This is a genomic window from Peribacillus sp. NPDC094092 (genome assembly GCF_050279365.1).
Lineage (GTDB): Bacteria > Bacillota > Bacilli > Bacillales > DSM-1321 > Peribacillus.
This window is the reverse complement of sequence record NZ_JBNNUC010000002.1, coordinates 180448-195912: the sequence shown is the minus strand read 5'-3', so window position 1 is coordinate 195912 and position 15465 is coordinate 180448. Positions and strand designations below refer to the sequence as shown.

Below are 15465 nucleotides of genomic sequence, written 5' to 3'. Positions count from 1 at the left end.
GTAATTTTGTGTTGACTGATGACCTTTAACGAATGCTTAGTAGATCCTGTCCTGAAATCACAGGTACCACAGCCATAATATCCAACAAGGAACAGCAATATGGCTTGAATTCATTACCATACTTTGGGTGTAAGATAGATTTAGGGGCAGAGTCAAAAACGCAGATATTATCCCGAGTATAAAATCCGCGCTTTGACTCCAGCCCCCCTACATTGAATTACAATATCATGGGCATTTGTTTGCTTTTTACATTTAACTACTAGAATAATATTTTACTTTATCTATTGATACTCTTTATTTCAACCTGACAGTGGCCGATAATTTATGGCCTTCCAAGCCTTCGATTTCGGATTGATCTTCAGCATGGGATGCCAGGAATTGAATGCCTTGGCCTGTGATTTCCTGATGTGTCATGACTTTCACATAACTTCCTGCCCAAAGTCCCCCCGTATATCTTGCTGCCTTTTGAGTCGGCAATGTATGGTTCGTTCCAGAGACTTTGTCAGAGAAGACGACGGAACTGCCTTCATCAAGAAACAATGATCCATAGTTATTTAGTTTTTCCATCAATTCGCGGCTATTTTCAATATGCAAATGTAAATGTTCAATGGCATAATCATTGCAAATATCCAGTCCTTCTTGTAATGAATCCGCATGGATGATTTCCCCTCTTTTTTCCCATGATTCGTGTGCAGGGGAAGATGGTGAGAAGGTTTTCAAAAAGCCTTGGATTTCTTTTTCAGTTTCTTCGGCAATTGTTCGGGACGTTGTGACAAGAATGGCCCGTGCGTACGGATCGTGTTCAGCCTGGGCTAGTAAATCGGCCGCTATTTTCGTAGGTGACGCTGAATCATCCGCAAAAACCATCACTTCACTCGGTCCAGCAATAAGATCTATGCCCACCTTACCGAAAACCTGTCGTTTAGCTTCTGCTACAAACCGGTTTCCTGGTCCAGCGATGATATCCACTTCCGGGATGGATTCGGTTCCATATGCCATGGCGGCAATGGCCTGCGCCCCGCCAATTGCAAAAATGTCTGTAGCACCGGAGCGGAGCAAGCCGTATAAAACTGCGGGATGGATGCCGCCTTCGTAATTGGCCGGGCTGCAGGCAACGATCCTTTTTGCTCCTGCTACCTTTGCTGGGGCAACGACCATTGGTCCTGATGATAATAACGGGAACCTTCCGCCTGGTACATAAGCTCCCACCTTTTCGATCGGTACGATTCTATGTCCCATCCTGATCCCATCGCCAAAATCCTTTTCAAATGGAGTCAGGCAGCTCAACTGTGCTTTAGCAAAATCGGATACTCTTTCCACGACCCGGTCAATCAGCACTTTTACCTCTTCTGGAAGTGTCCTGATACAACGCTCGATCTCTTCTTCACTAACCCGGACCGGACGATCGGAATCACCGAATTTTTTTTCATATTCCCGGACTGCATCATCCCCGCCCGCTTTTACATTTTCAATAATGGACTTCACCGTTTGTTCTACTTCATGTGAAGAGGTCTGTTCAAACACGTCCGCTTTTTTCATATATTCCATCCTATTTTCCCCCTAGTCATTGTTTAGTGTAGAGACGGCTGCAGCACAGCCGTCAACTGGTCAATCAAGATACACCGGTAAAATTCCCATCATCGATTGTGGATTCACCATCTTGTTGTGTTTCGTTTTCATCAGGCAAATAGATTTGACGCAACACTTCCATTCCATCAAACAATAGCCATTCTTCCGAAATTTTTTCATTACGGATTTTATAGTGGCTGATGCCAGCAATATCAATGGCTTTTCCGCTAGGGGCTCCGAAGTATCCTGTTCCTTCGTGCACGCCTTGTATCCTCCAGCGAACCGCTACATCCCAATCACTATCAGATCCGCGTCTATTACAAGTTACCCTTTCAAGTATCACTTTCCCATTCGGTATGGAGGCAAAGAGGCTCATGAACATTCCTTGAATTTCACTTACTCCGATTACATCCTTGTTGCAGACATAATGAACGACTGCATTATCTTCATAAAATTCGCGAACAAAATTAAATGAGCGACGAGCCCAAATTCGATTGAATACTAGCTGCATGAACTCCCCTATCTCGAACTCATCAGAAGATGGAGTGAATAGTTTTGGAGGAAGTCCCGTTTCTGCTGTCTCTTTAAATCCAAACTGTATAGCCGGAGCAAGCTTCTGTGTACTTTTAGCCATTTTTTTAGCAAACTCGACCGGATCCAATCCGAGTTGCAGGACAAGATGATATGTATCCATCACAAGCCATTCTTCGTAAATCTTATTATTTAAAATCATACAATCGGCGCTTGTTCTGAACATCACTTTCTTTCCAGTGGCAGGACCGTATAAACTATCTCCAAGGTTCGTTGCAACAGAACGTCCTCGATGTGAGGTGAAAAATCCTGCTTCATCATCTCCTGACCAGATTACACTCCATCCCAGCCCTTTCCGATCCGGAAAAGCATGCAATGTTTGCAGCGTACCTGAAATGACTTCGTTAACCCCATGACTATTAATCAACCCTTTATGTACAGATATGCTTGTGCTATACGTATCATAAATAAGCCCGATGTCTTTCTCTTTCCAGATTTGCCGTGTGATCTTCACAATATAATCGACGATGTTATTGTATTCTGGGTTAAAACCGTTCATCCTCTGTTTCTTTTGATTTGTTTCTTCTATATTAATGTAATCATAATCATCTTTCGTATCGAGCATATTAACGTCTTCCGCATCTGCATAGAAGATGAAGTTTGCTGATTTCTTGACCGGTTGGCTTGCATTCTTTGCTGTTTTTTCTTCTTTTAGAGCAACTTCGATTGAACCTGTCTTCTTTTCTGCCATAATACCCATCCTTTTCGTATAAAGTAAATTCGTCAAAATGCAGGACTTCTTATAAAGTCATTTAACAGATTGAGTGGCCTTGCTTGCAGAGATAACATCCGATAACGCAGTTGTAATCACATTATTCAACACGATGCAAACAAACTTTGCTCCTTTGTCAAAAGCCCCATTAGCAGCATCACTGTTATTGGCTACGGTACCGATCGGCACATCGAGCTCTTTACCTTTTATGAACAGTTCATTGATGACCTTTTGCACTTTGGGATGACTTGCACCTTCCAATTGATATCCCATGTTCACCGAGAGGTCTGTGGAACCGATGAATGCCAAATCAATTCCAGGGACTGTTGCAATGGCTTCAAAATTATTGGCTGCATCAAGCGTTTCAATATGCACAATTATCATAACATTTTCATTACTCTCATCTAAATAGGGTTTTCCACTATCTTTTCCGTAACGGGCCGGTCTGGTTGAATACGATACGCCTCTATTTCCATATGGAGGGAATTTAGCCCGCTTAACTACCTCAAGGGCTTCTTCTTTTGTATTGACCATCGGTACTTGTACACCTTTTGCCCCGCGATCCAAAGCCTTTTGAATACTGGAAGGGTCATATGAAACCCGGACGATCGGGACAAGCCCAACAGACTCTGCCGTACGGATAATGTTTTCAAGCTCTGATGGACTGAATGCACCATGCTCGTCATCAATTACGACAAAATCAAAGCCTGCATAACCGAGCATTTCGACTAATGGCGGGGAGTTTATTCCTAAAAATGCACCAAGAACTTGTTCCCCACGTTTGATTTTTTCCTTTATGGCATTATTATTCATCGTCTTCCCTCTCTTTCCACAGACTCGTTCAATGCTGTGAAGATTGCATTCAGTTACCGGCACTTCCATCACCTGACAACCATTTCCTCAATGCAGCGCTTACTTTTTCAGGCTGTTCCAAAGGGCTCAAATGTCCTGAATGGCCTACAATTTCAAGGCTGGCCGACGGAATGTTTTCCGTTAAATACTCGGACATATGCAGGGGACATACCCTATCTTCCCTTCCCGCCAAAATCATGGTCGGGCATGCAATGGCAGGAAGGATGGGACGTTGATCCGAACGCGTCATCACTGCTTTTAACTGATTGATATACCCTGCAATGCCGATTTTTTCAGCCATATCGATAATCTTGGAAACTAATGCTTCATCATTTCTGCGGTCTGGATGGATTAACACCGGCAGAAGGTGCTGGGTTGTAATATCCAGAAACTGACCATTATTCGCCATATCGATGAACCTCTCCCAACCTTCGATTTGTTCCAAGGTCGGAGGATTTGGATTTGTATCAAGCAAGGCCAATTTCATGACCCGTTCCGGTGCAAGGCGCATGATTTCCAGAGAAATGATGCCACCAAGTGATAAGCCTGCAAGTGCAAACTTATCAGGGGCCTCTTCCAATACCGCCTGAGCGATTCCTTCTATAGTATCAGCCTTCGACACATCACAGATTCTCACATCTGCAAGATCTGACAGGTTCACAGTTTCCCATAGACGTTCATCACAAAGTGTACCCGGAAGCAAAATGAGCGGTACTTTGTCCATCCTTATTTTTCACCCATTTTCAATTTATCGGCAATTTCCTTTTCAAGTTCTTCAAAGTTATCCGGTTTAATCATTTTCCCTAAATCATTGGCAAAAAATCCATATTCAGCTGCATCCTTGATCACTTTTGGCGACCAGTAAGGGTCTTTTCCATCAAATACTTTATGTTGTTCAAGAACGGCGAAAATCCAAGAATCTTCTTCACTGATGTTTTCGAAACCTCTCCATAAGCCTGGCGGTAATGAAATTAAGTCCCATTGATCGATGATCGTTTCGCCATCAATTTCATCTGGACCCTTGCCCCAGTAGAAACGCCATTTTCCTGAAAGGGGCAGGAAGGATTCAATGTAATCATGCGTATGGTAAGCAGGCCCGTTTCCTTTTTGGGCTTTCACCATTCCAATTTGAAAACCATGCGGTTCAGTAATTTCAGGAGTGAAGTTATCATTTTCACTTGCTGTATCGCCTATTAATGTATAGTTGATGCGTTGATGACCCGGAATGATACTATCAATGAACATTAACGGTATTCCTTTTGCTTTCATTTGATCGAAACGGACGATCCAATTGTTTTCCATTTCCTCATTCGTTACCGCTTTTTTTACTTTAGGCTCTTGTACTGACATTTTAATTTCCCCTTCCGTGTTCGTTAATTTTTATCATTGCTCCATTTGCATGACATATCTAATTAGAGAGTAAAGACGGCTAGTTTTAATTCTGTCATTTCCTCAACTGAATACTTAACACCTTCCCTGCCAGTCCCGCTGTTTTTCACACCGCCATATGGCATTTGGTCAACCCTGAAGGATGGTATGTCATTCACGATGACACCTCCGACTTCAAGCCTTTCAACAGCATCGAAAGCTTTTGGCATCGAAGTCGTATATACACCTGCTTGAAGGCCGTATAATGAATCATTCACTAGGTCGATCGCTTCATCCCATGTTCCATAGGAATTCACTGAAACGATTGGGGCAAATGCTTCTTGGCAGCTTATCTCCTGTGCTGGCCCTGCATTTTTGATAATGGTAGGATGAAGGACTGCACCTGTTCTTTGACCGCCATATGCGATTTCCGTTCCAGCCTTTCTAGCCGATTCGATCCACCCTTCCACTCGTTTTGCTTCATTTATGGTGATCAACGCGGAAAGGTCTGTATCTTCTGATTCCGGATCTCCAAATTTAAGCTGCTTCGTCTTTTCTATAAACTTTTGCAAAAATGCCTCATATAAAGCTTCCTGTACATAAATTCGTTGGACAGAGATGCAAACCTGACCTGAAAAGGCAAAGGAACCTTCTGTACAGCGCAGTGCAACGGCATCCAAGTCATCAGCACTGTCAATAATGACAGCTGAATTTGAACCAAGCTCCAATGTCACCTTTTTCAAACCCGCTTTTTCTTTGATACCCAACCCGACTTCGACACTTCCTGTAAATGTAACCATTTTAACTCTCGGATCAGTGACCAATAGATCGCCGACGACGCTTCCTTTACCTGTGACAACATTCAGTGCGCCTTTAGGTAAACCTGCTTCTTCAAATATTTCAGCTGCAGCCAATGCACTAAGCGGTGTCTGTGAAGCTGGCTTTAAAATGACTGAGTTGCCAGCGGCAAACGCAGGTCCAAGTTTATGTGCCGCTAAATTAAATGGAAAGTTAAAAGGTGTAATGGCGGCAATAACGCCAAGCGGCTCACGCTTTGTATAAGCAAAACGGCCTTTGCCATTTTTAGCGGCATCCATCGGGATCGTTTCACCATGGATCCGTTTTGCCTCTTCTGCTGCAAACTTGTATGTTTCAATCGTGCGTAAAATTTCCCCTCTTGCCGCTTTCAAGGGCTTAGCATTTTCTTTAGCGAGTATTCGTGCACACTCCTCAAGTCTTTCCTTAAAAATTCCTGCTGCCCGTTCTAATATATTTGAGCGCTCAAGGGCCGTTAACTTTTTCATTTTTTTTGCACCTTGTTCAGCACATTCTATCGCTTTTAGAACGGTTTCCTTTTCTGCCAAGGGCACTTGCGCAATCAATTTTCCCGAATAAGGTGATAGAAGGTCGTAATGATCATTTCCTTCCAGCCACTCCCCGCCAATGTATAATCTCTTTTTATCGGAATTGGTCGTGATCAATTAGTTTCCCACCCTTCCTTTAAAGGCGCTTTGGTAGATTCCGAGAATCTTTTGTTCATTTAGCTTATAAGGAGTATTCGATAGCAAGCGATCAATTTTTGCAGCCTGTTCCGCCAGCATCGGTAATGAGTCCTCTTCAATCCCAAGTTCTGATAGCGATGTAGGTAAATCAAGATCTTCCAGAAGCTGATACATATAATCAACAACTGCCTTTAACGCTTCGCTTGGTTGTGTCTTGAAATCACCGAGCTGTAAAAAGGATGCTACATCCATCATTTCTTCCGTGCATGTTTTCCCAATCACTTCGAAAACAAATGGCATTAAAAGGGCATTTGCGACTCCATGCTCAATATGATATTTACCGCCTAGCGGATATGCCAGTGCATGAACCGCTCCAACCCCTGCATTTGCCAGGGCCACACCCGCTAACGAGCTTACCCAGCTCATTCCGGTTCGGGATTCCAAATCATTTCCGTTATGGACAGCTCTCGTAATGTTCTCAGGAAATAGTTTCATCGCTTTCTCTGAATAAACTTTCGTAAGCGGCGTAGCCTTAATGGCAATATACGATTCGATAGCATGTGTAAAGGCGTCCACCCCTGATGCCGCAGTAACTCGTGCCGGGCAGGAAATGGTCAATTCCGGATCGATGATCGCTACATCCGGAAGGAATTCCGGGCTTACGATCCCCCTTTTTACTTGCTGCTCTTCATCACCGAAAATGGCATTCATCGTCATTTCCGAACCCGTTCCTGAAGTCGTCGGCAAAAGAATGCATTTGACCGTTCTCGATTCAACCACTTTTTCGCCGTTTATATATGTTGTTATATCGCCTTTCCCGCATAGAGCTGCTGTTGCTTTCGCTACATCCAACGCACTTCCCCCGCCGATTCCGATGATTAAATCACACTTTTCGGCATCTAGCGTTTGTACGGCATCCTTCAATAGCTGAAACGTCGGCTCTCCCGAAATCTCCGTATATGTGATGGTTGGTATGGAAAGGGGCATCATGTGATCCAACACTTTTTGAACGACGCCCACTTTTTCAAGACCTTTATCACTTACAATCGCTGCCTTCTTTGCTCCCAGCGATTCGATTTCCTTTACTAACGTCGTAAATGCTCCAACACCAACCCGGAAAACTGTCGGCATTCGAAAATCATGGATTACATTTTGAGCAGCTGACATTATTCACCCTCCTTTGAATACGTATTCAAAAAACTCACCAGACAGTCCAACCGCCATCAACCACCAATGTTTGTCCAGTCATCATATCTGAACAATCCGATGCCAAATATACCACGCCGCCAAATAAATCCTCCGTTTTGGCAAGCCTGCCAAGCGGAATCCTGCTCAATACTTCCTCTTTGAATGTTTCATCTTCAAACATCGGTTTGGTCATCGGTGTTTCAATGAAGGTTGGAGCAATGGCATTGACATTGACTTGATGCGGAGCCCACTCTATCGCAAGCGCTTTCGTCAGCTGTGTAATGCCTCCTTTGCTGGAGGAGTATGCAGCCCGTTTGTAATAGCCGACGAATGCCATTTGCGAAGACATATTTATGATCTTGCCTTTTCTTTGGTTGATCATATACTTTCCTGCAGCTTGGCTCGTAAAAAATACACTTTTTAAATTAATGTCCAGTACTGTATCCCAATCTTGCGATGTCAACACTTCAGCTGGCTTTGCCACGTTTATGCCTGCGTTATTTACTAAAATATCAATCTTACCGAAGTGTTTGTATATGCCTTCCATCACTTCCGCCGTTTCATCAACCTTTGTTAAGTCAAATGAAACAGGTAAAACATTTGCACCGGTTTGCCCAATTTCATGTGCCGCTTCTTCGAGTTGCTCTTTATTGCGGGCAACTATCGCTATATCGGCCCCAGCCTGCGCAAGCAAATGGGCTAAGTCTTTACCGATTCCTTTACTTGCACCTGTTATGATGGCCACTTTACCGCTTAAATTAAATAAATGATTTATATCCAATCTATCACCTATCTTTACCTCAACGAGGCGATTTTTTTACATTCAGGCATTTTGCATTTTCATTTTGAATACGTATTCAAAATGAAACAAAATACTTGTTGGCGATTACAAGTTAAAATATAAACAACTTTCTGACTTTTGTAAATAGTAAAAATGATAATAAGTCTAAAAATTTTAAAAATGACCGATTTCTTTTAAAGGAGTGTTAAAACACTTAAGGTCCAATCCAAAATCGGCCTTTACCCTTATTCCTGGTTGGGGGCTGGCCCTGTTGTTTTACGGACCATCAGTTCAGGCTTAAGGAAAATTTGTATCGATGAAGATGTCGCTTCTTTATTTTCTATGAGATAGATTAATTTTTCCAATGCTGTTAAAGACATTTGATCCATTTGTTGGGATACTGTGGTCAGTCCTATAAATTCATTAGCGGACAATCTTATATTATCAAACCCAACAACGGATAAATCAGCAGGGATTTTCAAATTCAGGCTTGAAGCTGCATCTAGGACTGCGAGAGCCATCTGATCGGATGCGGCAATGATAGCAGTCGGCCTGTCCTTCTTCTTCAGAAGTTTTTTTGTAAATGAATAAATCTTGTCATAGGAAAATTCGCTATTGAAGATCAACCCTTCATCGATTTCATATCCGTTCTCCATCAGCTCTTCTTTATAACCCACCGTCCGCTCATAAGTCGCCAAGTATTTGGATGGGCCGGATATTTTCGCTATTTTTTTATGTCCTAATTTTATTAAATGCTGGACAGCGAGCCTGGCACCTTTATTATTGTCCATTACGATAAAGTTAACGTCCTTGATATCGAGGAAACTATTATATAATAATACGGGAAATCCATTATCATGTAGCTTCTTGATTTTATCAGTATAATTTTTACTAACGCTTGTAAGGATGATTCCCTCTACCCTTTTGCCAATCAGCAAATTAATGGCTTGTTCCAAGTTTTCATCTTTATGCCCAGTGTTGTAAACGATGACATCATATTTTAATTCTTGTGCCCTTTCTATGATGACTTCCGCCGTTTCGGCAAAGAATGGATTTGAAATGCTCCCTAATATTAAACCTATTGATTTGGTTCTTTTTTCAACGAGGCTTCTGGCAATTTCATCCCTTGTAAATCCCAGTTCATCGATTACAGCAAGAACCTTGTCACGCGTATTTTTCTTAATATAAGGATAATCATTTAAAACCCTGGAAACTGTTGATTGCGAAACACCCGCTATTTTTGCCACATCTTCTGTCGTCACTCTCTTCATGCTTCATTAATCCTTTCTACGTCAAGAAATTGTTATCCTAGGAAACTAAAATAACGTATTTATATCAATATAAACATTATGATTTCCCTTTAATATATCATAATATTTAAAATTTTACTTCCAGTTATGGAACTGTTTTGGGTTTTGGATTAATTGAGGTTGCACGTTCGCAAAATAAAGTGAATGAAACAGCGGTTGCTGCTTACCTTATCCTATAGGAAAAAGAGCCGATCTTTATAGATGGGCTCCAGACTGGAGATAAGCTCGATAGATAATTGAGTTTGCAAAAATCGTTACTACAGGCACTCGCTTTCCGCGGGCGGTCCGGAAGCCTCCTCGGCGTCTTTGCGCCTGTGGTCTTCCTTTGACTCGCTTTTCCCGCAGGAGTCTCGCACCTTCCGTTCCAATTAACTTTGCTTTGAATTTAGATGGAACTTTTTTTTGACAGACTTTTTTCTGTTTTAAAATAGAGGGATTAAAATTTGTGGTAATCAGGATTCCCATCACTAAAGATTGGATCTTCATTGCCTTCCAGGTATTTTTAGTGAAATATTCCCTTTAAAAAGCGATACAGTCCATCTTCTCTATATGAATGCTCCGTCACTTCATCGGCTTGTTCTTTGACCAGGTCCGTGGCGTTTTTCATGGCAGCACAATGTCCGGCGAGTTTAAATAGCGGGAGGTCATTTTCGCCATCGCCTACTGCCAGGATATTTTCCGGTGCTAGCTGGAAATGCTTCAGCAGCAGTTGAACGCCTGTTGCTTTCGTGATGCCTTCCACGGTCACTTCTACATTATGATGGGTGGAGGAAGCTGTGGTAAAGGCATTGTACTGCTTGATTTTCCCCAACTCCGCTTTCCATTTTCGAATCGTATTCATTTCATTGCTGAAAAAGTAGATTTTGGCTACGCTGCTTATATCCAGTTGTTCTGACCATCTTATTTTGTCTTCCACTGCATCCTGTCTTGATAGCCATTCATTTTCATCGACTGTCTCTGGCTTTGGCACCAAGCCTTGTTTAACCATATAGTCTTTATCTTTAAGTAATGCCATCCGTGTTCCATCGTTCGGATGAACTTCGTAAAAAATCTCTTCCGCTCCTGCTTTGGCGACCAATTCCTCCACAAGTTCCATCGGCAGGGCGTGTTCGACGATCTGTTCCTTTCCTATGAATACGGACATTCCATTGGCGGTCACCATTCCATCGGCTTCCATGCCGGACGGTAAAACATCCCTCACTTCTTCCAGCGTTCTTCCTGTTGCAATGAAAACCAGCTTACCTCTTTCCCTGAGTTCGCCTATGTATTGTTCCAGCGTCTCATTCACAGTATTTCTTTCGTTCAATGTCGTGCCATCCAAATCGAGCACAATTGCTTTATTGGTCATGCAAATCACCTCAAAAATCCGAAAGATATGAAAATGCCAACAGCCCATTATCAATAAAGATCTTAGGCTGTTGGTTTCATTCATTTATTTTTGTTTCTTTACCTTATCAGTATAACAGTTTAGGATAATCCTAAAAGTTTCATGACGCTTAGGATCAAGAGACCGACCACACCGAAGTCCGAATCGCCAAATGTGGTGCCTTCAAACCCTACATCCCCCAAGAAGACCAGGAGTATCGCCGGCAGGAAACTAATGATGAGTCCGTTGGCAAAGGATCCAAGCATCGCTCCGCGTCTGCCTCCTGTGGCATTCCCGAATACACCTGCTGCAGCTCCGGTGAAGAAATGCGGTACAAGCCCCGGAACGATTACTTTCAATCCAAGTGCCGGAAGGAGGAACATCGATAATAGTCCAGCCAAGAAACTGAATAGGAACCCGATGATCACTGCATTTGGAGCGAATGGAAAAATGGTCGGACAGTCCAATGCAGGTTTTGTATTCGGCGCGACTTTATCGGCAATCCCTTTGAATGCAGGGACGATTTCAGCAATTAACATCCGTACCCCCGCAAGGATGATGTACACTCCTGCAGCAAATGTTATCGCCTGGATGAAAGAGAATACGATGAAGTTCGAACCGCCGGATAATTCCGTTTCAATATAGTTCTGTCCGGCAAACAATGCCACAATCACGAAGAACATCGTCATCGTAAGCGATACAGCGACTGATGTATCCCTCAGGAATCCTAAAGATTTGGGAACCTTGATTTGCTCTGTCGTTTTTTCCTTGTTTCCAAACCATTTTCCAACAGTCGCGGATACAAAATATCCGATTGTCCCGAAATGTCCGATGGCAAAATCATCGCTTCCGGTAATTTTCCGTACGTATGGCTGAAGGAGGGCTGGGAACATCACCATGCATACTCCCAATAGAATGGAACCGACCAAGATAAGCGGAAATCCGTTGAGCCCGCCGACCGATAGCGTGACTGCAAGTAAACAAGCCATGAATAAAGTATGGTGTCCCGTTAAGAATATATATTTAAATGGCGTGAAACGAGCCAGCAAAACATTGACAACCATACCAAAAACCATGATAAGTGCAGTCGAAGTCCCAAAATCACTTTGGGCGGCTGCGACAATGGCTTCGTTATTCGGTATGACGCCTTGTACATTGAATGCATGATCGAACATTTTACTGAATATATCAAGGGCGCCGATGAGCACTGCCGCTCCCGCTCCAATGATAATGAAGCCCATTACGGTTTTTAGCGTTCCAGATACAACATCCGCACTGGATTTCCGCTGTAACAGCAGTCCAATGAGGGCAAACAGCCCCACAAGTATGGAAGGTGTACCCAAGATGTCATTCATGATAAGTTCCAGCATTGCCTCTCCCCCTCTTCTTTATGTTTACTTCTTATAGATGTGAAGCCAATTTCGTTGTGATTTCAGGAATGCTCATCATGTTTTCCAGTGTGACGATCGTCCGGGTTCCATCATCCAGCTGACCGACTATATCCGCCGCTCCCAGGAAGATATCCGCCTGAACCGTTTTTGCGGATGCAAGATCCGTATGATCCACCTCGGCTGTCTTACCCATTTCCGTCAGCGCTTTCTTCACATTCATCTCCATGATGAAGCTGCTTCCCAATCCGTTCCCGCATACTACCATGATTTTCTTCATATCAATCTCTCCTTTTTTTATCCTACATGCATGTCCAATTTAGATTTGATTTCAGGGATGCTCATCATGTTCTCCAATGTGACGATCGTCCGGGTTCCATCATCCAGCTGACCGACTATATCCGCCGCTCCTAGGAAAATATCCGCCTGAACCGTTTTTGCGGATGCAAGATCCGTATGATCCACCTCGGCTGTCTTACCCATTTCCGTCAACGCTTTCTTCACATTCATCTCCATGATGAAGCTGCTTCCCAATCCGTTCCCGCATACTACCATGATTTTCATTCCGCTTCCTCCTTCGAATATTTATGAACGTACTCCATAAGGACCGATTTATCTGAAGTGCTTAAAATTTCTTCTATATTGGCTGGTTCATTCAATAATTGTGTGAGCTGGATCAATGCCCGCAAATGTGAATCGTTATCCACTGCCGCCAAAATGATAATCAGGCGAACTGGTTTATCCGGTCCAAAGTCCACGGCTTCATCCAATTTCAGCAAACTCATGGATAAAGACCTGACCCCCTGTTCCGGACGTGCATGCGGAATCGCCACTCCAGGCGTTATCACTACATATGGTCCATTCGTTTCTATGGCCTCGATCATGGCATCCACATAACGTTCCTCTACGGTTCCTAAGTCCACGAGAGGCTTGGCCGCAACTTGAATGCCTTCTTTCCAATCGGAAACATGCGGCTGTAATTGAATCGTTTGCATATTGAGCAGTTCTTCTAACACAGGCTTCTCTGCCTCCTTTAAAGAAAATTGGGTTATTTTTGGTGTATGGGTATACACATTCGACTTCAAAGCCTTTTCAAGCTGATCCTGTTCATGGATGGTTGCATACTTGGAAATGATCTTCAATAAAGCTGCAACATCCACACTTTCCGTCGTATATCCATACAATTCCTGCATGACCTGCTGGCGCAATGTATGTTTGTCCTGCATTTCCAAAATGGGCGGTACAACGAATAATGCCGCTTTTGTTCTCATATGCACCGTTGAAAAAACAAGATCGTACGACAGTGGATATTCAGCCGCATTTCTAACGGACAGAACGTCCAGGAACAATATATCCGGAAATAATTCCCTCAATGTATAAATGAGGATATTGCTGATGCCAATGCCATTCGGGCATACGACAATTGCCCGTTTTCGATCATCCAATGTCGTCCCTTGCCTGCGCAGCCATCCTCCAAAATAGACTGTGAAGTATGCGATTTCCTCTTCTGATACCGGACAGCCAATCTCTTTTTCCAACACCCACAGGGATTTTTTTGTCAAATGATGCAATTCAGGATAGACCTTCTGCACCCGCCCCGTCATCGGATTCAATTGTGGGAGGCCATACCGCAGGCGATGATATGCCGGTTTAAAATGAACGTATAATTGTTGGCATAGTTGCTCTTTGTCTTTCAAGTGAACAAATGCCAGCCTCTCGAATTCTGCCACGATCTCCTGCAAAAGGTGTTGAATGGCTTCATCATCCTTAAGGGGCGAAATATCCTTCGTTCGATTCATGCTCAGTAAATGCAAGGTTGCGTATAGGTTTTCCGTTTCGCTCCATACTGATTGAAAGGCATTCGTACTGGTCATTTCCTCGACCATTTTGTATTCTTCCGTCGCAACAAACGGCGCCCAGCTCTGGTCTGCCTGTAACTCTTCCCCTTTTCCTATGAGCTGATCTGTACATAGAAATAAATAGCTCAGTTCATGAAGCCGTTCATCCGTAAAGGTGATGCCTAAATTACGTTCGATCCTTTCAAGCTGTAACCGGATCGAGCTGATTTGCTTTTCATGATTTCCCCATATGCACTCCATGATCAATTCACTATTGGGACCGTTCAGGACATCATGCACGAGACGTTCAATGATATATCTCTTTACTCGGGTTTCCCCAATCACCACATAGCCATCTTGTTTGGAATACTGGATCTTGAGCGATATGTCCCTGTTCTTCTCTTTAAGACTTTTTAAATCCTTCAACACCGTATTACGTGAGAGCCCGGTGATCGTCTGGAAATGATAGACGGACAATTCTTCTGGGCTTAACAGCATCATGAGGTAAAAGACTTTTTCCCTATCTGTCTCTGAAAATATATAATTGCGTTTTGTCAGTTTTACATTCAATTCTTCATCCCTGATCGTTTCAGAAAAGGAGTAGCCCATTTCACGATTATATTGAATCGGTTGATATCCATGAAATTGGAGCCAGTCATTCGCTTTGCTTAGACCATATTGGATTTGCCTTCTCGTCAGACCTGTTTGGGCTTCAAGTTCTTTCATTTTTGAAATGGGCGAATGCTGTAATAGTTTTAGTAAATTGGCGCTTCTTTCATCTAAAAACATTCTCAATCCCTCTCCCTGCTTCTACGATATCTCACTTCTTATTAAAAATGTAGCGTTTCTAAGTCCGAATGTTGTCATAGGTACTGCACAATAATATACTCTTTAAACATTTGTGCACAATCCTTATTACGATTCAGCCTAACAGAAAAGGAGCTAGCGGGAACCTGGAGGGTGAATTAAAAGTGGGGTATGCATGATTAAAATGAAATGG

The 15465-nt window shown here is 43.0% G+C and carries 14 protein-coding genes; all 14 read right to left on the bottom strand.

Features of this window, described 5'->3' with window-relative positions; genetic code table 11:
- Window positions 1-294: 294 nt before the first annotated feature.
- The 14 genes from hisD to ACQKNS_RS09825 all read right to left on the bottom strand — a co-directional run bounded on the left by hisD (window position 295) and on the right by ACQKNS_RS09825 (window position 15254).
- Window positions 295-1548: a histidinol dehydrogenase gene (hisD, locus tag ACQKNS_RS09890; protein WP_427642486.1), complete on the bottom strand. Its 1254-nt coding sequence runs from the start codon at window positions 1546-1548 to the stop codon at window positions 295-297.
- Window positions 1549-1612: 64 nt separating this feature from the next.
- Window positions 1613-2851, bottom strand: a complete 1239-nt coding sequence (locus ACQKNS_RS09885; protein ID WP_427642484.1) for an ester cyclase — start codon at window positions 2849-2851, stop codon at window positions 1613-1615.
- Between the two features lie 57 nt (window positions 2852-2908).
- Window positions 2909-3685: an HpcH/HpaI aldolase family protein gene (locus tag ACQKNS_RS09880; protein WP_427642482.1), complete on the bottom strand. Its 777-nt coding sequence runs from the start codon at window positions 3683-3685 to the stop codon at window positions 2909-2911.
- A gap of 49 nt (window positions 3686-3734) precedes the next feature.
- A complete protein-coding gene (locus tag ACQKNS_RS09875; protein ID WP_427642480.1) occupies window positions 3735-4448 on the bottom strand; it encodes an alpha/beta fold hydrolase in 714 nt (237 codons plus the stop codon).
- 2 nt (window positions 4449-4450) lie between these two features.
- Entirely contained in the window at window positions 4451-5074 is a 624-nt protein-coding gene (locus tag ACQKNS_RS09870; protein ID WP_427642478.1) for a cupin domain-containing protein, read from the bottom strand.
- A gap of 62 nt (window positions 5075-5136) precedes the next feature.
- On the bottom strand, window positions 5137-6570 hold the full coding sequence (locus ACQKNS_RS09865) for an aldehyde dehydrogenase family protein (RefSeq protein ID WP_427644149.1): 1434 nt from the start codon (window positions 6568-6570) through the stop codon (window positions 5137-5139).
- Between the two features lie 3 nt (window positions 6571-6573).
- Window positions 6574-7761 (bottom strand): iron-containing alcohol dehydrogenase, encoded by a 1188-nt coding sequence (locus ACQKNS_RS09860; protein WP_427642476.1) that lies wholly within the window; start codon window positions 7759-7761, stop codon window positions 6574-6576.
- Window positions 7762-7795: 34 nt separating this feature from the next.
- Window positions 7796-8563: an SDR family NAD(P)-dependent oxidoreductase gene (locus tag ACQKNS_RS09855; protein ID WP_427642474.1), complete on the bottom strand. Its 768-nt coding sequence runs from the start codon at window positions 8561-8563 to the stop codon at window positions 7796-7798.
- A 245-nt stretch (window positions 8564-8808) separates the two neighbouring features.
- Window positions 8809-9834 (bottom strand): LacI family DNA-binding transcriptional regulator, encoded by a 1026-nt coding sequence (locus ACQKNS_RS09850; RefSeq protein ID WP_427642472.1) that lies wholly within the window; start codon window positions 9832-9834, stop codon window positions 8809-8811.
- Between the two features lie 541 nt (window positions 9835-10375).
- Entirely contained in the window at window positions 10376-11221 is an 846-nt protein-coding gene (locus ACQKNS_RS09845; RefSeq protein WP_427642470.1) for an HAD family hydrolase, read from the bottom strand.
- A 119-nt stretch (window positions 11222-11340) separates the two neighbouring features.
- Window positions 11341-12609 (bottom strand): PTS ascorbate transporter subunit IIC, encoded by a 1269-nt coding sequence (locus ACQKNS_RS09840; protein WP_076372259.1) that lies wholly within the window; start codon window positions 12607-12609, stop codon window positions 11341-11343.
- A gap of 31 nt (window positions 12610-12640) precedes the next feature.
- Window positions 12641-12907, bottom strand: coding sequence for a PTS sugar transporter subunit IIB (locus ACQKNS_RS09835; RefSeq protein WP_427642469.1), 267 nt, complete (start codon window positions 12905-12907; stop codon window positions 12641-12643).
- A 17-nt stretch (window positions 12908-12924) separates the two neighbouring features.
- The gene (locus ACQKNS_RS09830; RefSeq protein WP_063594735.1) at window positions 12925-13191 is read right to left on the bottom strand and encodes a PTS sugar transporter subunit IIB; all 267 of its coding nucleotides are present in this window, start codon (window positions 13189-13191) and stop codon (window positions 12925-12927) included.
- A complete protein-coding gene (locus ACQKNS_RS09825; protein ID WP_427642466.1) occupies window positions 13188-15254 on the bottom strand; it encodes a BglG family transcription antiterminator in 2067 nt (688 codons plus the stop codon). Before ACQKNS_RS09825 ends, ACQKNS_RS09830 begins: the two co-directional genes overlap by 4 nt.
- Between the last annotated feature and the right edge of the window lie 211 nt (window positions 15255-15465).